Raw genomic sequence first — 21269 nt, 5'->3', positions numbered from 1 at the left:
TGCCCTCAGGGGAGTGGCTTACCTTTATTATAGTCCATGGAACACCCAGTTTAAAGCACAATTTGTTAACAGGTCATTAATTTTTGTATCGAGGGTTTTACTGCTCCGTGAAGGCCTTTTCGGGATCAACGAGGTGAAAGACCGTCACCGGTTCAAAAAAGTAGGGGGAACGGCTCACCGCCAGGTTAAAATTGACGGGGATGGACTCGATGGGCAGGAGGGTCTTGAGGGGATCGCCTGCCGCTTTGGATTCGCTGAGCCACTTCTCAAGCCTCTCGCCATGGCTGTTCTGGGCTTCGGCAAGATACTTCTGCTCCCCGTCGGCATCACCGGTATAATGGCACAGAAAGATCTTTCCTATCAGGGCCTCAAAGAAATCAGGCTTTATACCCAGGGCCCTCTCAAAGCCCTTGGCGGCGTCTTTCTGGTTGTTGGCAAGAAGGCTTGAGATGGCGAAGTTGTACCAGTTCACTTCGTCCTTCTCCTCTATGCCCAGGGCCTTGGAAAAGCTCTGGGAGGCCGCGGCGAAAGAGCCCATCCTGAACTCGATGATGGCCTTGAGGGACCAGGCATCGCGGTGCTCCGGGGAGAAATAGAGGGCCCTCTCAGCGCTTTTCAGAGCCTCGTCAAACATGGAGGTCTTGAGCCTGCAGTATGCCCGGTAAAACCATGCCTGGAAGCTCTCGGAGTCGATGCGGAGCGCCCCTTCAAAGAACTCCATCGCCTGGGGGAACCTGTTCTGCTTCAGCTCCATCACTCCAAGGTTTATCCACGCCGGAATGAAGCGCTTCTCGAGGCGTATCGCTATGGCGAAGCACTCGGCAGCACCCTGGACGTTATCCAGATGGTAGTTCACCGCCCCGAGGAGCATGAAGGACCGTTTCTCATTGGGCCTGAAGGAGGCGTAACGGAGAAAGTCCTGGAGGGCTTTCTGGTAGTCTTCAAGGCGGAAATAGGCAAATCCCCTCGTGAGGTACCCGTCGGCGTCATGGGGAAAATAGCGGAGAGATGCCTCACCGATGTCCCTGGCTTTCTGGGGGAGGTCCCTCATCACGGTAAGGAGGCCGAGCTGCTTGACAAAGGGAATGTTATTGGGCTCGAAGTTGTAGATGGTCTCAAGCTCCGCCACGGCTTCATCGGGCTTGTCCGATTCCATTGACGCGATTATCTTGAGCATCTTGAGGTGGGAGTGATGCTTGTTGACGGAGCTTATTTTCTCAAAAGCGTAAGAGAACTCGGTGAATTTCTTTGCCCTGATATTAATTTCCGCCTCTTTGCAGAGCACAATAATGGCATTGCCGCTCAGTTCCATTGCCTTCCTGAGGTGCTCGTCGGCCTTTTCATGCTCCCCTTCGAGGAGGTAATGGTTGCAGAGCTGATAGAACAGCATGGTGGACGGCCCTTTATCCATGATTTTCTGATAGATCTGGCGCGCCTGGGCCATCTCACCCTGGATCTCCAGAAGCTTTGCCAGGCCGAGGAGGGTCATCTCGTGGCCCTCGTTTTCCTTGAGAGCCTGCATGAAATAGCGCCGCGCCAGCTTGAGCCTGCCAAGGAGGAGGTTCAGGATTCCGAGAAGGCACCAGGCTTTGAGCTGGTCACCAGAAGCGAAATTACGCTCGTCGAAGTGTTCCAGCAGATGGGTCGAGAGGAGCCTCGCTTTGTCGTCCTGGGAGGTGAGGGCAAGGTGCTTTACGTAAGGGGGCCACGTATGGACATCGAAGGGATAGGCGCCAATCAATTTTTCATGGTAGTTCTCCAGCAGCACGATATCGGTGTCCTGGATTGTCGAGGCTTTCACCTTGTCGCGGAAATATCCTCCTGAAGACCTGAAGGACTGGATGAACCTGTCCGAGTATTCCTTGGCTTTCATGAAATCCTTCTGGTATTCCTTGCTTTTTGCCATGAGGTACCAGCATACATGGAGGTCGGGATTTGCCTTGAGGGTCTGCCCGAGCGCGGAGAGTGCCTCGTTGTGGTCATTTTTCTTTATCTGCCGGTAGGCTCTTTTCAGCCAGTCCAGGGCGCTCCCCTCATCCTTCTTTTCTTTGGAGAGGATGCCCTCAAGGAGCCCCTTCTTTTTCTCCTTTCCCGAGCCTCCCGCTGAGAGGTGCTCCTCGATTTTCTTTCGGATGTCCATGGCCTCCTGGAGGCCCGGCTCGGCTTCAAGGGCCTTTCCTGCCATCTCCCTCGCCTCATCGAGGTTGCCCGAGAGGAAGTAGAGAGTGGCGAGAATCACGAAGAGATGGGCATCACCTTTCTCCTCGATATACTGCAGGAGCTGGTCAATGGCATAGTGAGGGCTGATGAACATGGCAAGGGTGTTTCCAATGTTCTTGAACACCTCGTCCTGGTTGAGATCATTATAGCTGTATATCTTGCTGATCACCTGCTCCTTGGAGGCGATCCAGGTGTTGGCAGACTCGATAAGGAGCTTCACTTCCAGCTCTTCCTTGTTGAGGAAGTCCGAGTCATTGATGAGCTTGAGGGAAAGCTCAAAGTAGCCGAGCTCAAGGAGGACCCTTGCCTTCAGGAGGGTCATCTCGCGGCTGTCCTTGACATACTGATCACCCTCGATGAGGCATTCAAGCGCCTCGTCCCAGCGGTTGTGCTGCATGAGCAGGAGGGCCTTTTCCTGGTATACGAGGGGGTTCTTTTGATCGATTGACTGGGCGGCGTTGTACGACATCAGGGCCCGGCGGTAGTTTCCCATCTCCCTGTAGCAGTTGGCAAGCTGGACCCTTGTCTTGATTGACTTATCATCAAAGGAGAGGTATTTCTGATAGGAATTAAGCGCTTCAGAGTAATAGCCGAGGCGGTACAGGGTATCTCCTCTGAGCTTCCAGGGCTCCTCCATGCGGGGGTTTATCTCGAGGGCCTTGACAAAGCTCCTGGAAGCCTCTTCAAAAAGTCCCATATGCATGAGAAGAAGGCCCCTGTCGCTCCAGATGGTCTCGTCCTTGGGCTTCTTGCCGAGGGCTGCATCCAGGCAGGTGAGGGCCTCATTGAACTTTCCAAGCCTTGTGAGGGCCTTTCCCTTCTTGGCAAGAATTTCCGTGGGGTCATCGGTGAGCTTGAGGGCTATCTCGAAATTGGAGAGAGCCTTGTTGAACTCACCCATCTTCATCTGGGCCTCGCCCTTCTTGAACCAGGCCTGCCAGGTATCCTGCTTGAGGGTCCTTACCCTGTCAAAGTGCGCAATGGCGTCAGAAAGCCTGTTGAGCTCCATGAGGGATGTCCCCTTCTGCAGAAGGGCATTTATTGACTGGCTGTTCTGCTGCAGGGCCCTGTCGAAGGTGAGGATTGCTTCGGTGTGCCTTCCCAGTGAAGCGAGGGATATGCCCTTGTTCACCCAGTCAGTCTCTGAAAAGCCATCATCTTTCACCTTGAGCTGGTAAGGAGCGCCAAGAGCTGCCTGGTAAAGCCTGTTGAGAGCTGCCGCAATATCGTAAAAACTGTCAAAGCGACTGGCGGGATCCTTCTCGATGCACTTGAGGACGATGTCTGCCAGGGGCTGCGGTATCTGGGGATTAAGCTCCCTGGGGTTCGGGGGGATCCTGGTGATATGGTTGGCTACCACTTCCTTTGCCGTAGCGCCATCCATGGGGTTTATGCCGGTGAGCATGCCGTAAAAGAGAAGGCCGAAAGAATAGATGTCTGTCTTCTGCCCCGCAAACTTCATGTCGCTGAAGAGCTCCGGTGCCATGTAGGGGAGCGTTCCCGCCACGGCATCAGTGGATGAGAGCTTTGTCTTGCCCTGATCGGCAGAATCCGTAAGCGCAGGCTGCGCGGCCGAAGCGGCAGCCTTCCCGCCTTCCCCGGCCGGCATCTCGTCAAAGATCTTCCCCAGGCCGAAATCAGTGATCTTCAGGATGCCTTCCCTGGTGATCAGGCAGTTTGACGGCTTGATGTCGCGGTGGATGAGACCCAGTTTCTTGAAGGCATAGTCCATCCCGCAGCAGAACTGTATGGCAAGCTCTATGCAGACCTTGATGGGAATGCGCCTGGAGCTCATGAGCTGCTCGAGGTCGGATCCCTGGATGTATTCAAGGAAGATGTAGGGCTTGCCCTCAATCTGCTTTACAAGCTCTGCATTGACAAGATTGGGATGCCTGTCGAGCTTGACCCAGATTTCAGCCTCCCTGATGAACTGCCCGATGATCTTTTCATTCCAGAGGAATTTCTCCTGGAATGTCTTGAGGGCGTAATAGCGCACTGTTGCGGGGTCAAATATGATATACACGACGCCCATGCCACCCCGGAGCACTTCGGTGATGATGTAGTGGTTCTCTATGACATCACCTTTTTTCCACTCTTCCCTCTTCGCCGAGGGGCCGGAGGTTTTCTTGAGGGCCTCGTCGGAGATCTTGAGGGCATCGGCGCCGAGGGCATCCTTGTCAGACATGGTGTTGAGGGCATTAAGGCAGTAATCGACGACCTCCTTGATTGATCCGCATACAGGCAGAAAATAGGTCCCGCCCTTGATACCTCCTATGAGGGGCCTGTCAAGGTGAGCGCTGGTGAGGCGCTTGCAGATTTTTTCAGCAAGCTCCCTGAAGTTCTTATCCATATCGGTGGCGGTACGCACAAAAAGGTCAGGACCGCCCGCTGTTTTGGCTGATTCGTCCTGGAACCTGAACTCTCTGGGGTTCAGCTTGCCTCCGTCAATATAGAAGAGCAGGTCGGAATCCTTTGCAAGCAGCACGAGGAAGGGGACCTCTTCATCTTTTTTGACCTTTACTGCCGCGGCAAAGACAATATCCTCCCAGGGGTACCTGGAAGAACCCTGGAGATACTGGAGCTCAAGGTCATCCTTGCTGCCGTAACAGCCGGAAATCCTGAGAGGTTTGAGGGTATCTCTTTTAATCCCTGTATCCATGCGGAAGATATGACTTTCAGTGACTTTATGCTCAGCAACATAACGGACGACATCATAGTAATGCTGAATTTATCAGTGGGAATACAAATTTTATAATGTGCGTCAGTATATTTACCATTATAACACATGGAAGAGAGGAGAACAATGAATGCCGCGCTATCGGGGAAAATCTCTCCACCGGGGCGGAAAGCCGGGATTTCCTTTACATCGCTGCGGAAATTGTTTATAATTATAATGCTGATGCTTCCCGTTCTGAATCCCTGAATAACGAAAACGAGGGGGGTGCATTCATGGGTTTCATCATGGCTTCGGTGCTCTGGGTGGTCTGTTTCGCCGTCGGTATTCTCTTCAGCACTTGCATAATCATGCTGGGAGCCCGTTTCGCCGGCATAAGCAACCGGTCCTTCACCAAGGGGCTCGTCACTACGGTCTTAGTCTCCCTTGCCTTGTTTCCTCTTAGAGCCCTTCTCCACATGCTTCTGTTCTGGGCCCATTGGCTCATAGGACCCCTTATATTTCTGCTTGGGATACCAGTCGTCATGTTCTTCATCAAATCAGTCTATGACACAGAATGGGCTCTTGCCATGAGGGCATGGCTTGCCTGCTTCGCCGTGGAGATTGCCCTCATAGCGGCGGCCTATTCTCTTCACCTCCACCACCGGATTGGCCATCTCTTCCATTAGGCTCACCCTCCTGCTGCAGGCAGGACCCGGCGGCGGTCCCCAAAGAGACATTCTGTTTTTCTTCAGAGAAAGACGGAGAAATGTTTCATTTTGCTGGGAGCATTTTTTCCGCACGGAGGAATAGGAGCCCTTCATGGAATAGTCCATGATGAGCAGGTCACCAGGCACATGGAAAGACTGTAAGGTGAAGCTGACCTGGATTCGGGCGGATATGATTCAAAGGCAGGAAAGCTTACGAGGTGAGGCATGAAGAGGCTGCAGAATGAAGGCGGGGCCCTGGCATGGTGGCACGATGCCACTCCCTACCAGAGGCTTGTCCTCAGCGTAGCGCTCCTGGGGTGGGTTTTTGACTCCATGAATGCCACAATATATACCATTGTGCAGACACCAGCCCTTGCCGAGCTTCTCGGTCCCACGGCCACCAAGGGCGAGATAGGAATTTACGGCGGTATAATTTTTTCGGTCTTCATCATCGGGTGGGCCCTGGGGGGAATTTTTTTCGGGATCATGGCCGATTACTTCGGGAGAGCGAAGGTCATGATCATCACTATCCTCATATATGCCGCTTTTACGGGCCTTGCAGCCATCTCACGGACATGGTGGGAGCTTGGAATATACCGTTTTATCTGCGGGCTCGGGATCGGCGGTGAGTGGGCTGCCGGCGCCACCCTCGTGGCCGAGGCCTGGCCTGACAAGGACAGGGCCAGGGCTGCCTCGGTCATGCAGTCGGCATGGGCTATCGGGTATTTTCTCGCTGCCTTCATCAACTTCAGTATCGGCGTGCAGAGCTGGAGAATAATCTTTCTCGTGGGTATGACGCCGGCCCTGGTGGCCCTCTTCATAAGGCTCAGGGTGGAAGAGCCCGAGTGCTGGGAGGATGTGAAGGAGAAAAGGGTAGAAGCCCAGGAAAGAGGGTCCCCCGGAAGCAGCCTCTCGCACCTGAAGCGTTTTACCTTCCTGCAGCTTTTCGAGCCATGGATCCGCCGCGACACCATTGTAGGCACCCTTCTTGCCATGGTGGCGGCCTTCGGCCTCTGGGGAGCGACGAACTGGACTCCCTCCATCATCAGGGACACCTTGGCGCCCCTCTCGCTCTCTGATTACAAAGTGAACGATCTTGTGAGCATCGGGGTGATGAGCCTCAATGTGGGAGCCTTTATCGGCTACCTTGCCTTTGCCCCCATGGCGGACCGCCTGGGAAGAAAGGGAGCCTTCTTCATCATGCTGCTGGGAAGCGCCCTCATGCTTCCCTTCACTTTCCTGGCAAGCAGAAACATCACCTTCATCATACTGATGCTGCCCCTGCTGGGCTTCTTCAACAACGGCATTTTCAGCGGCTTTCCCATCTACTTCCCCGAGCTTTTTCCGACCTACATGAGAACGACGGGGTCCGGTTTCTGCTTCAATGCCGGCCGTGTGCTCTCGGCAGCAGGTCCCTTTCTCACCGGTTACCTGATCGCCATGACAGGCTCATACGCCAAGGCGGCGAGCGCTATTGCATTTATCTATGTGCTGGGACTTTTCGCGCTCATTTTTGCCAGGGAGACAAGGGGTACGACCCTTCAGGGTGCAGTCAGCCCCGTCCCGCATGCCCTGGGAAGAACAGCGCAGTGATATCCTCACAGGCCGAGAATGCCTGCAGTCTCAATTTCCAGGCCGTGGGCCATCGAAGTGATGGAGCCCTGTGATTCCTCACCTTTCCTCGCAACCTCCAGGAACTTCGTCAGCATATACCTCCTGATCTCCCTGTACTTAAGGAAGGTTTCGCTGTCATCGTGGATTTTTGCATAGCGGCCAAGCATAAAGGAGGCGGTCTCCTCGCATCTTAGAAACGCTGAAAGGATGGCGTCGATGAAAGGTGCCTTGAAGTGATACCCAAGCCAGTATTCATTATAGGGTGTCCTGAGCAGAAGACGGTCTGAGGGAAGTATATGGGACTCAAGGCTCCTGTAAAGGGGAATCCCGGGAAAGACCTGGAGAAACCTTGAGAAGGAAGGAAAATGCTCGGCACCGACATGGGAAGCCTCGGTAAGGTTCATTGCAAGCTCCGGGGAGGTCACAAAAGGATCGAAGGGGATGAGATAGATGGCAAGGTGCACTCCCAGGCTCTTGAGCACTTCAATGGAACGGGCGGTGGCGGCGCCATCATGCTTTTTCCCGTAAAGAGCCTGCTGCCTGGGCACGAATGATTCCACGCCCAGGCTCACTTTGACCAGTCCCGCCTCCCTGAGGGCTTTGAAAAGATCGGCATCTACCGAGTCGGGCCTGCACTCCAGAGAAAAGACAAGCTCAAGGTCTCTCGAGATTATCAGGGATGCTATGTCTGATGCTCTTTTTCTCCCTTCCCTGCCTGGGCCGATGAAATTGTCATCAAAAAAGGCGAAGCTCGATATCCCATGCTCCCTGTTGAGGTATTCAAGCTCCCCGACGACATCAAGGGCCGAGCGGCTCCTCCATTTCTTTCCTCTGCAGAGGGAATAAAAGCTTTTCACGCTGCAGAAGGTACACAGGCCTGTGCAGCCCCTGCTTGAAATGACCGTGGCGAAGTTCTGCCCCTTGAGGCGGGGGAGATAGGCCGAGCGGTCGAGGGGAAAGGGAAAATCGAGGGGGTCTTCCAGGGGGGCAGGCCCGTTCCATGCCACTGAATCTCCCCGCCTTGATGCGATACCCCTTATGGCACCCCAGACCCTGCCTTCCCGGAGGGCTTCTGCAAGCTCAACAAGCGGTTTCTCGCCTTCTCCGGTGATTACCGAGTCTATTGCAGGGTTATCCCGCAGGACCTGCTCATAACTGAAGGTGGGGAAATGGCCTCCCAAGGTGATGTGGCCGCCGAAGCCTTTTTCTCTCAAGATTGCCGCCCCTTTCACCGTCTCCCTGTAATTGGTGGAGAATACTGAAAAGCCTGCAATAAGAGGATTACCCTGTGCTATTGCCTCAATGGCTTCACCGGCGCTGCACCCGGTAAAATTGCAGTCAATTATCTCTGCGGAAAAACTCCGGTGGCGGAGATGGGCCGAGAGGCTGCAGAGGCCCTGGTGCTCATAGCGGGCGCCTAAGCCATGTGAGGAGGCTGAAAAGGGCATGGAGCAGAGGAGCACTTTTCCTGAAGTCTTATGATGTGCCATAGCTCCTTAATATGCCATCAGATACCCGGTCTCCTTTCTTTGAAGGGCTTTTGGGACCGGCAAAGAATAGTGAATATGCCTGTTATCCCATATGAGAGGAGCCTTGAAATGAAATCTACGAAGAGGGTGAGCCATAAGCTTTTTTTTGCCGTGCCTTTTCTTGTGACAGCCATAATGCTCTTTGGGGCTGGAATCTGCTCCTGGGCCGGTGATGATCCGGCACAGAGCGGAATTGATCCGCAGAAGCCCTCTAAAATAGTCTTACTGACGGTGCCTCTCGTGCTCTCGGGAGATTATGATCCCCTCACCGAGAGCGATATAAGGGCCCTTATTGAAAAGCACGCCGAGTCAGAGGCATCAGACCTGGACGTGGTTTTGGTAAAAGCTGATGACAGCAGAGTCAAGGGTATCCCGATGGATGGAGACCTTAGCAGGGACGAGGCAAAAGCGCTTGCAGACGCCTATAACGCACCACTGGTCTTATGGGGGACATACAAATTCGAACAGAACCTCAGAACTGTCCAGAGCGGCGTGGTAATCCAGTATATCCTGAGCGTGCAGGGAAATGCCCGCGTTGGAGTTTATGACAGGAATGCCGATGATGTTGTCGTCGATCAGCCCATGATCCAGTCAAACAGCGAGCGCAGCAGGTCCATGGAAGGCTCCGGCCCTTTCAATACTCTCAAGAAGAAGCTCATTGAGCAGTGCGTGAGCGACCTGACAGACAATCTTCTTAAATCTCTCCAGAAGAGCCTCCAGAAGGCCCGTCAGAAGTAGAGCGGTCCCCGGTCCCGAGGAACCGGTGCAGGGATAACGGCCGGAACAGGGGAATGATGGCGGCGCGAATCATCTGGTAAAGGAAGTGTGTGCTTGGCGAAAAAGCCCAAAGGAAAAAAACAGCAGCGCGCCTCACGATGGGCTTTTATAGAGAGCCCCGCTGTCCTTTGGTTCTGTGCCGTCATTCTTGTGCTGGCCGTGGTCCCGTGGTACCCCACTCTCCAGGGCGATTACGACATGTGGTGGCATCTCCGCTACGGCCAGCATTTTGTTACCCAGGGCACCTTCCAGATAGATCACTCCGCCTATTCCTGGACACCTGCCCCTCGCCCCTGGGTGTGCGGCTCCTGGCTCGGGAGCTCCCTGTTCTATTTTATTTATGTTTTCTGGGGCATCATGGGGCTTATGGCGGCAAAATGGCTGGTATATCTTGCAATGTTTCTGCTGCTCCTCGCAATCGTGAGACTGTCCGGCCGACGCCTCGATCTTGCCTGCATCATGGCCTTCGTGCTCATCGCCGCTGCCTATAAGCTCAACGGCACCTATATAAGGCCCGAGCGCTTCAGCAACCTTCTTTTCGTCGCGACAGCCTTTCTCTATTTTGCCGGAAGGCTTACCGGGCGGTCTCTCTTCTGGCTGTTTCCCCTCGTTATTCTTTTGTGGACTAATGTCCATGGAGGGTTTATCGTCGGCCTCCTCTTCATCACCCTGGCGCTTGCCGGCGAGGCCCTTGACTTCTTCGCAAGGAAAAAAGGCGATGCCGGCCGGCTGAGAGGGCTCGCTCTCTCGGTGCTTGCGTCCTATGCCGTGACACTGATAAATCCAGAGGGCATACGTTACCATTTTGACCTCTTCCAGAGTCTCAGCGGGACGGGCACTTATGAGCCTGTCGAAGGATTCACCATCAAGGAGTACCGGAGTCTCTGGCGCTATATTTTCACAGGCTCGGACCTGGCAAACCCTCTTATAAGGCTTACCCCCATATCGATGGTGATCATGGGCGCCCTCCACGGGGCTGCCGCCCTGATGGCCTACAGGCAGAAGAAATACCTTGACCTTTCCCTGACTCTGATGAACGCGGTGTTCTTTGTTTTCGGGCTCCAGGTGGCGCGGGCCGTGGTCTATTACCCCTTCGTATGGTTCTTTTCGACGGTGTGCCTCTTGAGTGAGAGCAAGGTGAGTATCCAGGGCTTCATGCCCTGGGCGCTGGCGATATTTCTCTGTTTTGCCGCTTTCATGGGCTATGACACCCTCACTTCGGCACTCCATACCGACTGGCAGGGAAGCCCCGGCCACGACTTCGTTCCCGAGGAGGAGGCCCGCTTCATCAGCACCTGGGGCCTTCCAGCCCCCCTTTACAATGATTACCTGTCGGGGGGATACCTGCTGTGGGCTCTTTACCCTTCCTATAAAGTCTTTCTTGATCCGCGGGGCGCTCCCTATGACCTGCAGTTTTTTGGGGAGGCTGAGCGCTTTGCCTCCAATCCCTCTGCAGGGGCGCTTGAAGCCCTGCAGCGAAAATACCCTTTCAGGACCGCCCTTGTCCACCGGACCAAGCAGAAGGTCCTTCTCGCCTTCCTGCAGTCCCCTCAATGGCGGCCCCTGTACTTTCACAAGAATGCCATCGTGCTCGTCAGGAAAGAGGATTTCGATGCTCTCCCCCCGGGGGCAAAAAACGTCGATCTCTCCCCTGAAAGGTACCGTGATGAAAAGAACCCGCAGGTTCTCGACTGGGCCTTCGGCATGTGCGGCAATCCTTCTGACGGGGCAAAGATTTACCGCTATTACTGCAGGAACGTGAGCGATCTTTACCGGCACAAGAAAACCATTGTGCGCATGATGGAGGAAAATCTCAGGAACAGGGGATACACCCCGTGATGACCAGGGGTGGAAAAGGAACTTGCCGGGCAGAAAAGGAATTACAAGGGGCACTTCTGTGCACCTGTCATTCCAGGAATGAGAAGGAGTGGTGGCCATGGCGCACCCGCCCGTAGGAATTGATTTCGGAACCTCCACGTCAGAGATAGCCTGTTTCATCGATGGCGAGCCCAAGGTGCTGCTTGACCGCGCCGCCATGAAGAGGAGCCCCATAATCCCTTCCATAGTCGCCATCGACAGGCGTCTCCAGCTCCTGGTGGGAGACCAGGCAGCCACTTATATTGACGTTCCGGGCAAGGGAATAAGGGAAATCAAGCGGCTCATGGGCACTGACAAGCTTGTGGCCCTGGGAGAGGCTTCCTACCGTCCCCAGGAGATAGCGGCCCTGATACTCAAGCATCTGCGCAGGAATGCCGAGGAGGCCCTCGGCATGCCCATAAGCAGGGTGGTCCTCTCGGTCCCTGCCAACTTTGACGATGCCGCCCGGCAGGCTACAAAGGATGCCGCGGAGCTCTCCGGCCTTGAGGTCATCAGGCTCATCAACGAGCCCACCGCCGCGGCCCTCGCCTTCGGCATCAGAAATATCACCCATGAGGGGCAGGTGGTGGTTTTTGATTTCGGCGGCGGAACCCTGGATATCACCGTGCTGGAGATGGTGGCAGGCGTGCTGGATGTGAAGGCGAGCTACGGCGACCCGCAGCTCGGAGGGAAAGAGTTTGACGAGAGCCTTGTGAAGCTTATCCTGGCCCGCTTTGAGAGGGACTATCCCTCGGCGGAAAAAAGCCTCCAGTCCATGGCAGCCCTCAGAACCGAGGCGGAAAGGGTGAAAATATGCCTTACCGCCAGTGAGGCCGTCGTGGCACGGTGCCCCAACTTCGCGGTCGTGGCGGGAAAGCCCGTGGAGCTGGAGTACGAGGTGACCCGCCGGGAGTTCGAGAGCGCCGTTCACCCCCTCATTGAGCGCGCCCGCTCCTGCGTCAGCAGGGCTCTCACCTTGAAGAAAATAAGGCGTGAAGCCGTTGACAGCATCATCCTTGTGGGGGGAACCACTTATATCCCCGCGGTCAGGAACCTCGTGGCAGAGCTTTTCGGGAAGGAGCCTCTCTCAGGCATCGATCCCGACCTGGCCGTGGCCCAGGGTGCTGCCATTCAGGCGGCCCTTGCCGAGGGGCAGATCCCTTCCGACGAGGGCATTATCCTCACTGACGTATGCCCCTTCGGCCTTGGCGTTGCCGTAGCAGGCTGGGTGGGCCGCCATTTCGTGACCAATCTCTATGATGCCCTCATAGATCCCAACACGACGATCCCTTTCTCGGTAAAGAGGACTTACAGCCTTATCCATGAGAAGCAGCAGGAGGTGACTCTCACCATCTACCAGGATCACGAGGGTCTCGCCTCCACTATAGAGGAAGCCCTCGCCACGGGCCTTTCCGCCACCATCAAGGATATTCCCCTCTCGACGAGCGGTGCCCCTCACCCCGTGGAAGTGGAGTTTTCATACGACATCAACGGTATGGTAAAGCTGCACGCCTTGATCCCCACTACGGGGAATGAGGTGGAGGTCGTCTCCTTTAATGACGCATCGCGCCGTCTTGCGCTGAGTGACAGGGACGAGGCCAGGAGCCGCGTCGATGAGCTCTGGAGGCGGAGCCCCATGGCCCGTGATTATGAGCCGATTCTCATGCAGGCAGAGAAGGTCCTCGGCAGGCTTGATGAAGATGGCAGGAAAAGGGTGGCCGCGGCAATCGAGGAGCTCAAGGCGGCCCTTGCAGGCACCGATGCGAGCAGGATCGAGAAGGCAGGCGACGAGCTTATAGATGTGCTTTTTGACTTTGAATAGCAGAGCGGAGATGCTATGGAGCACGACCTTTACAGGATTCTTGGAATCACAGGCGGTGCAACGCCCGAGGAGATAAAGTACGCCTACTATGCCTCGGTGAGAAAGCACCCCCCTGAGAAGGACCCTGATGGCTTCAAGAAGATAAGGCATGCCTACGAGATTCTCTCCAATGCCCAGGCGCGCTCCAATTACGACTCCATGGAGCGCTTCGGCACGGAGATTCTCCAGAGTTTCGAGGAGGCGGTGCGCTGTCTCGACGAGGGAAACTACCAGGCCGCCTGTTCGCGTTACCGCCATATCCTTATCCTTGCCCCCGAGCTTGATCAGGCCAGGGATATGCTCGCCTACTGCCATTTCCAGATGAAGGAATATGAGAAGGCTGTCCAGCAGCTCGACATGCTGGTGATGGGTGAGAAGCCTCTCCCCTTTTACCTCCATAATGCGGCCAGGGTCCGCCACCACTGGGCCTATGACCTACTTGACGATAAGGAGAAGCCGGAGAACCTTCTTCTGGCGGATAAGCTTTTTGAGGAGGCCCTGGGATTCTACAGGCGGGCTGCGGAGTCCGAGCCTCTCAACTCGGAGTTCTTCCTTGGCATGGCCGAGATTCTGCTGGCCAAAAAGGACTATGACACTGCGGTGGCTCTCGCGGAGAGGGCTGCGGCTGTCACAGGGAAGCCGGACTTCCAGGATTTTGATGCGCTCTTTTTTCTCTGCATCATCCACCTGAGCAGGAATAACCTGGAGCAGGTCAACAGGACGGTGGCAAGGATAGAGGGCCTTGTGAGTGATGAAACGGAGCTGCGATCTTATGTGGCCTGGAAATTCGGGCGCCTTGCCATTGATCTTGCAAGCGCCTACGGCTTCAGTGCAGCCCTGGAGGTTGCCAGGGCCTCGGTGCGCTTCGATCCCGGTGAGGATGCCTACGGAGCCCTTGTGAGCCATTATGGCGATGTCGTGGACCTGGAATCGGAGTTTCGGCAGATCCCCGAGGGAGAGGATTTCCTCAAGTATTTCTTCGCCCTGGAGCTGCAGCTCTCCACATCCAAGGAAGAAGAGAGGCCCCTGCTTGAGTCGCAGTGGAGGGATCTTATGAAGACCCTTGAGAGGATGGACCCTGAGAGGCTCTTTCATTACGCCGAGAAGATCAAGACGGAATGCCCGACCTTTTACCGCCGCAACAGGGATCTCATTGACAACGTGATTGACATCACGAAGGCCCTTTACCCCGTCATCCAGGAGGCCCAGAAGGCATCGAGGGACAGCTCCATTCCCAGGATTCTGCGCTATATCTGCGCCCTCTCCCATGATATGATCCTGGACGTGGACGGCAAGTACACAGGGGAGCATGAAGTCAACATGAAGCACTCCATCGAGATAGTGGCCCGCGAATCGCCCGGTGCCATAAAACAGGGCATAGGGCTCATCGCAAAAGTGTACCCCGTGCTTTACGGGTCGCAGAAAAAGCTCTGGGAGTACATCGTCACCATAGCGGGAATGGACAGGCCCTGGTGGCAGAAGATCTTCGGCTAGGCCTGCCCGCTTTCCACGTCCCGTTGTTCTTTTCCGCGCTCCGCCTTATCCCTGCAGGGCGCATTTTTGGTGACGAGGCGCTTCTTCAGGGTGCAGTAGAGGGCGATAAAAGTGCGGCAGCTCCCCGATCCGTCAATGCCGTTCTCCTCGGGCACTTTAGCGTGGGCGCAGTAGAGGTCGCAGAATTCCATGGCGGCTCCTTACTTTGTGGTGTGTGCTCTCTGGGAATTATTTCTTTATGTGAATATCTTCACATATTCCCACAGGATAAATAATCTGTTCCTGGAGAACCGGGTTATCTCTTTTAACATGGTGGTATCATTAAATCTCCTTACCAGGGAACTCGCAGTATTGAAGGAAATATCCAGTTTATCCGCAACCTGCTTGATGCTTACCACCGGCTGCGAGAAGAGGTGCAGCAGCAGCTCATGTCCCAGTTTACCCTGCCGGCCAAAAGTGAGAAGGTTCTGCTCGTATATCCGGCGCAAATCAATTATCTTACGAAAAGTCTCCTTGCTGTTTTGAGCTGTATTGCTTATACCTTTCAGAAAAAACCTTATCCATTGCTCTATGTCATTGGAGATTCTGACCATCGTCAGTGAGTCATAATATGAGCCGCGGTTTTTTTCAAAGAAATCAGACAGATACAGCGTGGGCTTCAATAGAATATTATATGCAATAAGCTGTAAAGTAATGAGCAGCCTGCCAATTCCTCCGTTGCCATCAAGAAAGGGATGAATAGTCTCGAACTGGTAGTGACTCAGTGCCAGCCTTATCACATCGGGTATTTCCAGTGAAGTGTCATTCCAGAACATCTCAAGGTCAGTCAGAAGCTCGGGGAGATCCTCATGATGAGGGGGGATGAAACTGGCATCCTGAATACTTGATCCGCCTATCCAATTCTGGCTTCTCCTTACCTCTCCGGGAAGCCTCTCATGCCCTCGGACTCCTGAGAGCAAGACTCTATGAGTATCCTGAAGAAGCCTCATGCTCATGGGACGCTTCTCAAGTTGCCCGATGGCGTAATGTATCGCGCGAATATAATTCTGAACCTCTTCCCAGTCATTGCGCTTTTCCGGGGGTATCTCCATTTCCGGCAGTAAAACCTCATCAATTTTTGTCTGAGTGCCCTCTATTCTGCTTGATTTCGTTGCCTCTTTTATAATGTGCATCTGGATAAAAAAGTTCACATCGGGCACGAGCTGAGAATAGGCGTTGAGCTCCCCAAGCAGTCTCACCGCTTCTTCCATGAGCATCATGATTTTTCGGTCATTCCACTCAAAAGGCTTGTTTATTTTTGAAGGCATGAAGCTCTTATAGGCATAGTCTTTCTGTATGAAGTGTGACTTGTAAGTTCCGGCGTGAAATAATGGTTTTTTCATGCCCATGCTCAAACTTGAGATATACTATTTCTTATTTCAAGTTTAAGCGAAAATTTGAAATAAGTCAACGTGGTTGATTGTGATGTGCAGGTCAAGGTTATCCCTGCAGGAAGCGTTCTTGGTGACGAGGCACTTCTTCAGCGTTCAGGAGAGGTCGCAGAATTCCATGGCAGCTCCTGCCCTCCTGGTATAAATTAAGACCTCACCTGCCGCGGGGAAAGATGAAGGTAAGGCCATGGGGCGCAGTGCCCCTGATGATGAGGTACCCCTCGTGGAGGCACCTGAGGTGGTGGGTTCTGCAGAGGGTAGTGAGGTTGCCCTCAGTCGTGGGGCCGCCCTGGGAGCGGTATTTGATGTGGTGGGCGTGGAGATTGCGCCTTGAGCGGCAGCCGGGGGCCTGGCACTGGTAATTATCCCGGGCAAGGGTGCGGTGGTGGATGTCCCGTTTTTCCGGGAGGTCCCAGGCGGCAAGGAAAGTATCAAGGAGCGCCTCCACGAAGAGGGTAAGCTGCTGACTGGCATCGACGGCCGTTTCTGGCCTGCCGGCGGCCCAGAGCCTCACGGCATGGTTCCAGAGAAGGACGAGATCTTTTTTGATGAAGAAGCGGATGAGGGCGCCCCTCTCCTGGGGGTTCGACCCGAAGGTCCCTTCTTTTGAGGGTTCCCCGGAGAGCACCGAGAGGATCTCGGAGAGCTCAGGAAACTCCCCGGGGGCCCCGGTGACCTGCCAGGTGACGGGAGTGAGTCTGAGGGGGACACCACCTTCGTGTGTGCACATCTGGACTGCGGCATCAGAACCCTTATCCCCACTGGGTTCAGAGGCAATTGAACCTGCCTGGATTGTCCTCTTGACGGACCTCCCCGTGACGGCCACCTCGAAGGCCTCGGGATTGATATCCCACTTTTTATGGACAGCCCTCTTCGCAAAACGAAGGAATCCCTCGACAGCCTGCATGAGGGTGGCCACCGGGACCTCCTGGGCGTAGGAGAGCCACGCCCCCTGGACGCGGGTCCCCTCAATGAATACCCTGGCGAGATACCGCGCCTGCTCTGGCGTGAGCTTCCCCGCCTGTATAAGGTCCAGCATATCGGGATACTCCAGATAGCTCCTTTCCTGTTTGATGAGGGAATAGGCAGTGCTGCGGGACATCCCGAGGCGTTCCCTGGAGTAGTGGCCCAGGCTGAGGAAGAGCATGTCCTTGTAGAGGCCGAAATTGTTGAGAGTCCGAAGGAGGCGCCCCTGGTAGAAGGAGAGGGAATGGCGCAGCATTGCCATCTCCCTGAGCCGTGCAATGGTTTCGAAGGGATCGGCGGCAGGACGCACCAGGGACCCATCGGGAGTGACAGCGGTATCGACATCGGGCCTGTGGCCTGCGGGAGCCTGGAATTCCGAAGGAAGCTCCACCGTGACGGGCTTCCAGGGGAGGAACTCCCACAGATGCGACACCTCTTCGAGGTCCTTGTGGACCTGCCGTGCAAGCTCTCTGTCCCGCTCGCCGAAGGGGGCCTCATTATCGAGGGAAGCTATAGCACCCGCCAGGGCGCTAAGGAGAAGTGCCTTCTCCCCGAAGGCGGGATCGGCGCCGGTCTCCCTGGAGCCGGAAGCATCAGGGCCATCGTGAGAGTGTGCTCCATCACCGAGGGTGGCGCAGGCGCCCTGGGAGGCCTCACGGACCTGGGAGCTATTCCCCTGCTGACGGCAGAGAGAAGCTCCCGCGGCCTCCTGAGCCTCAGGCTCCTGTGCCTCCAGGCCCAGGCTTCCGATGCCCTCAAGCGGCGCCGAAGCGGCGAACTCGGCGAGAAGAGCCTCCACGAATGACTCCGAAGGGAGCTCTGCCTCTTCCATCCTTCGGAAGACCTCAAGGGCCCGGTCCCACTTCGCGGCAACGGGAAAAGGAACCCGCGCGCTTACGGCGAGGCTCCCTGTTTCCTCTTCATCGTCATCCTTGGCGACAAATGTCATGATACCGCTGATCTCTTGGGAGATTCCTCCGGCATCACCAGAAATACCAATGGTTCCGGCCTCACCGGCTCCAGATTTAAACCTCTTCACCTCCTCCTCGATTTCTCTCACAGTGAGGCTCATGGCTTTTGAGAGCCACTCCGCCTCGGTCTCACTTGTGACGACCTGGAAAAGATGCCGCAGCGCGCTCTTGCGCAGAAGCCCCTTCTCGAGAGCCTCCCTGATGAGGGGGAGTTTCTGAAGGGCCTTCGCATTCCGCATCAGCTCATAGCCGCTCCTGGATGAGATGCCCAGCTCTTCTCGCACAAAGTCGGACACTCTCACATAGCCGAGCTTCTCGAGCCTCCCGTCGAGGGAGAGAAGGACCTCCCCGAAGAGAAGATCGAGCCTGGCCCCGGCATGGGAGAGGCACCAGAGGTTCCAGTCCAGGACCTCCGCGGTGAGATCGCGGAATATGTGCCTGCAGTTCGAGCGTGAGAGCACCTCGTCGGCGCCGTACGTGACCAGCGGGAGGCCGTGGACAGCTTTGAAGACCTGCCCGCCCTCCATGGTAGCCTCATAGCCGGGATACTCGCGGATCACGCCGGTATTCACAATAACCTCCTTTCAATAATTATTTTAAAGGGAAACTTGTGTATCTCCTTATTCAATTATACTTGATAATATTATGCATGTCAAAAGCGTTGCTGTTAAAAAGCCTGTAACCATTGAGTTTAGAGCCCATCACAGGATGCTCTTCCAGTGTACAAAGAGCGGTATTTTGAGATTTCTCCGCCCAAGGCCGGGAAAAGTCTGCCATGTGAAGAATTCTGCCATCATACGACTGCGCCAGTTGATGGATATCCCCCGCGGGATGATGTTTTTTAATTTTCGCAGCAGGGGTATCTTTTCACGGAGGGTAACCTTTGAGGGAAGGACCGGATCTTCCTGGGGATGTCTGCCAGGTGCACTGACACCCATGTGTCATAAGCCCGTGGTAAAGTAAGTGCAGGATTCCCCGGGCACGCGGTGAAAAGAGGCAATGGCTGCCAGGGGGAGAAAGGAGAAGCCATGGAAGAACATGAATCACTCGACAGAGCTGCGGAGCGCCAGCTCAATGACATCGTGATCCAGAACCCTCTCCCGAGGGAGCGGGGGAACAGGGAGCACATTGAGCAGGTTGCGGATCATATTGAGAGGCACCTGGGGCCTATCCATCAGGTCTTTCATGAGATCGCTTCCGATATCGTGCATATCGACATTCATCACGTGAAGCCGACCCCTCAGAGGGACTTCAATATTCTTATTACGACCGGCATGAGCGAGAAGGCGATGGTGACGCCGACAGAAGCCTGGGAATGCCGGTTCGCCGAGCTCATGCTCTTCCTTCCTCCCTCGTGGCCCCTCACAATGGAGGTCATGAAGAGGGAAGAGCTTTACTGGCCTGTCCGGTGGATGAAAATGCTGGCAAGGTTTCCTCACGAGCACGAAACCTGGCTGGGATGGGGACACACCGTGCCCAACGGGGATCCGCCTGAGCCTTTCGCCTCCGACACGAAGCTCTGCGGCTTTCTTATCATGGGTCCTCCCATTGAATATGAGCCCTTCTTCGCCATGAAGGTGAATCCCGGAAAAACCGTGTACTTCTACGAGATGATGCCCCTCTACCGTGAGGAGATGAAATTCAAGCTCAGGCATGGCGTTGACGCGCTGCTTGACCGGTTCGCCGCCGGGCGGATCGGCCATGTGCTCGATGTCAGGAGAAGGAACGTCTGCCGCGGTAAAAAGAGGTGACTGCCTTTTTGACGCTCTGCGCCTTCTCGAGGACCGCATCCTTGATTTCTGAGGCTTTCTGCATTCCCGACTCGATGAGCTGACCTGTTTTTTTCTTTTATCCGAGCGCCGTCGCCGTAAGCATCCTTGAAGGCATAAGCATCGATGATCTTGATGGCGGCCTCGACGATCAGAAGGGTTATAAGTCCCTCCTTCACGGATCTCCGCCGAAAGTAAGGCACTTCAAGTCCTTTGAGGAAGAGGTCGCCTTCATTACAAAATACCTGGGATATATGCAGAGCGAGGGAATTGATTTAAGACATGCATGCCTTGTGGTCAGGACCAACACGCTCCTGAAGCAGTATGAAAGCGCTTTGAAAGAAAAGAATATCCCCACGTATCTCATCAAGCGGAGCCAGTCTGAGGACACAAGGTCCCAGGGGATAAGACTCGCCACGATGCACCGCGTGAAAGGCCTGGAATTTGATTATGTGATAGTGGCATCTGTCAATAAAGACATCATACTGCTCAAGTTAGCGGAAGACGAGATGTTCTGCTCCGATCAGGAGCCCGAGTACTGCGAAAGAGCCCTGCTCCATGTGGCTGCGACCAGGGCGAAGAAGGACGTGCTCGTGACGAGTTATGGTGCCAAGAGCCCTTATATCACTTGAAAGATTGAGGGACGATAAAGGGGCAGTGAAGATTCCATGAAGGAAGGGGGGCATGTTGCCACATTGACACATTTGTGTTTTTGTGGTACACTGAAGAAGGAGATGAAGATATGGCAACAACAGAAACACGGCGAATGAGGCTCAGCATAGATATCAACCCTGAAGAGCACAGAAAGATAAAGATGTGCGCCGCTCTTAATGATGAGAGCGTGAGCGCTTACGTGCTCAAAGCAGTGGAAAAGAGGCTGCAGTCGGATCTTGAGCTGGAGATCTTCCGCATGATGACCGCCAAGGGCGACCCTGTTCTTGCGGAATTATGGGATAACGAAAAGGATTCCGCCTATGACAGCCTTTAAACCCGGTGATATCATACTGGTAAGCTTTGCATTTGCAGAGAAGGAAGAGACCAAGCAGAGGCCCGCAATGGTATTGAGCACCGAAAACTATCACAAAGGGCGCAGGGAGCTTATCATGGCTGCGGTCACAAGCAATACCGTACGGGTTCTCGCAGGCGATACGGTGCTCAATGAATGGAAAAAAGCCGGTCTCCTCCATCCATCGGTCGTCACTGCCGTTATCCGCACCATAAAGCAGGATATGGTAAGGCGAAAGCTGGGCAGTATCACCCCTGAAGATTTCCACTCGGTGAAAAGCAGCCTGAAGGAGATTCTGGGCCTCTAATCGGCTCCCCATTGCCTGGGAAAATGGCTCACTGCGGCGCCACCTCTTCAGCTGTGTATTCCAGCCAATTCGATCACTCATTCCAGACGATCCCGATCAGGGATT

15 protein-coding genes are annotated in these 21269 nt (G+C 54.8%); 10 read left to right on the top strand and 5 right to left on the bottom strand.

What is annotated here, in order from left to right:
- Positions 1 to 97: 97 nt before the first annotated feature.
- Positions 98 to 4879, bottom strand: a complete 4782-nt coding sequence (locus RDV48_00075; protein MDQ7821163.1) for a tetratricopeptide repeat protein — start codon at positions 4877 to 4879, stop codon at positions 98 to 100.
- Positions 4880 to 5169: 290 nt separating this feature from the next.
- Here RDV48_00075 and RDV48_00070 point away from each other — a divergent pair, with 290 nt between their 5' ends.
- Together RDV48_00070 and RDV48_00065 are read left to right on the top strand one after the other, a co-directional pair.
- Positions 5170 to 5562, top strand: a complete 393-nt coding sequence (locus RDV48_00070; GenBank protein MDQ7821162.1) for a hypothetical protein — start codon at positions 5170 to 5172, stop codon at positions 5560 to 5562.
- A gap of 246 nt (positions 5563 to 5808) precedes the next feature.
- Complete coding sequence (locus RDV48_00065; GenBank protein MDQ7821161.1) at positions 5809 to 7176, top strand: MFS transporter; 1368 nt, start codon at positions 5809 to 5811, stop codon at positions 7174 to 7176.
- 5 nt (positions 7177 to 7181) lie between these two features.
- Here RDV48_00065 and RDV48_00060 read toward each other — a convergent pair whose 3' ends face one another.
- Entirely contained in the window at positions 7182 to 8687 is a 1506-nt protein-coding gene (locus RDV48_00060; protein ID MDQ7821160.1) for a radical SAM protein, read from the bottom strand.
- Between the two features lie 108 nt (positions 8688 to 8795).
- On the opposite strand from RDV48_00060, the gene RDV48_00055 reads away from it, so the two are divergent.
- From RDV48_00055 to RDV48_00040, 4 genes are all read left to right on the top strand, one after another.
- On the top strand, positions 8796 to 9464 hold the full coding sequence (locus RDV48_00055; GenBank protein MDQ7821159.1) for a hypothetical protein: 669 nt from the start codon (positions 8796 to 8798) through the stop codon (positions 9462 to 9464).
- A 93-nt stretch (positions 9465 to 9557) separates the two neighbouring features.
- Complete coding sequence (locus tag RDV48_00050) at positions 9558 to 11342, top strand: hypothetical protein (protein ID MDQ7821158.1); 1785 nt, start codon at positions 9558 to 9560, stop codon at positions 11340 to 11342.
- 97 nt (positions 11343 to 11439) lie between these two features.
- The gene (locus RDV48_00045; GenBank protein MDQ7821157.1) at positions 11440 to 13182 is read left to right on the top strand and encodes an Hsp70 family protein; all 1743 of its coding nucleotides are present in this window, start codon (positions 11440 to 11442) and stop codon (positions 13180 to 13182) included.
- 15 nt (positions 13183 to 13197) lie between these two features.
- Positions 13198 to 14715, top strand: coding sequence for a tetratricopeptide repeat protein (locus RDV48_00040; protein ID MDQ7821156.1), 1518 nt, complete (start codon positions 13198 to 13200; stop codon positions 14713 to 14715).
- Here RDV48_00040 and RDV48_00035 read toward each other — a convergent pair.
- The 3 genes from RDV48_00035 to RDV48_00025 all read right to left on the bottom strand — a co-directional run bounded on the left by RDV48_00035 (position 14712) and on the right by RDV48_00025 (position 18654).
- A complete protein-coding gene (locus RDV48_00035) occupies positions 14712 to 14906 on the bottom strand; it encodes a hypothetical protein (protein MDQ7821155.1) in 195 nt (64 codons plus the stop codon). The two genes, RDV48_00040 and RDV48_00035, sit on opposite strands and share 4 nt — an antisense overlap.
- Positions 14907 to 14951: 45 nt before the next feature.
- Positions 14952 to 16097 (bottom strand): Fic family protein, encoded by a 1146-nt coding sequence (locus tag RDV48_00030; GenBank protein MDQ7821154.1) that lies wholly within the window; start codon positions 16095 to 16097, stop codon positions 14952 to 14954.
- A 202-nt stretch (positions 16098 to 16299) separates the two neighbouring features.
- On the bottom strand, positions 16300 to 18654 hold the full coding sequence (locus RDV48_00025; GenBank protein MDQ7821153.1) for an HNH endonuclease: 2355 nt from the start codon (positions 18652 to 18654) through the stop codon (positions 16300 to 16302).
- Between the two features lie 456 nt (positions 18655 to 19110).
- On the opposite strand from RDV48_00025, the gene RDV48_00020 reads away from it, so the two are divergent.
- From RDV48_00020 to RDV48_00005, 4 genes are all read left to right on the top strand, one after another.
- A complete protein-coding gene (locus RDV48_00020) occupies positions 19111 to 19833 on the top strand; it encodes a suppressor of fused domain protein (GenBank protein MDQ7821152.1) in 723 nt (240 codons plus the stop codon).
- Between the two features lie 311 nt (positions 19834 to 20144).
- Positions 20145 to 20483, top strand: coding sequence for a 3'-5' exonuclease (locus RDV48_00015; GenBank protein ID MDQ7821151.1), 339 nt, complete (start codon positions 20145 to 20147; stop codon positions 20481 to 20483).
- Positions 20484 to 20593: 110 nt separating this feature from the next.
- Positions 20594 to 20839: a hypothetical protein gene (locus tag RDV48_00010; protein MDQ7821150.1), complete on the top strand. Its 246-nt coding sequence runs from the start codon at positions 20594 to 20596 to the stop codon at positions 20837 to 20839.
- Positions 20826 to 21164, top strand: coding sequence for a type II toxin-antitoxin system PemK/MazF family toxin (locus RDV48_00005; GenBank protein ID MDQ7821149.1), 339 nt, complete (start codon positions 20826 to 20828; stop codon positions 21162 to 21164). The genes RDV48_00010 and RDV48_00005 overlap by 14 nt, the downstream gene beginning before the upstream one ends.
- The last annotated feature ends 105 nt before the right edge of the window (positions 21165 to 21269 follow it).

This window comes from Candidatus Eremiobacterota bacterium (assembly GCA_031082125.1).
Lineage (GTDB): Bacteria > Vulcanimicrobiota > CADAWZ01 > CADAWZ01 > Ess09-12 > Ess09-12.
Note: the sequence above shows the minus strand (reverse complement) of the source record. Positions and strands in the feature narration are given on the sequence as shown.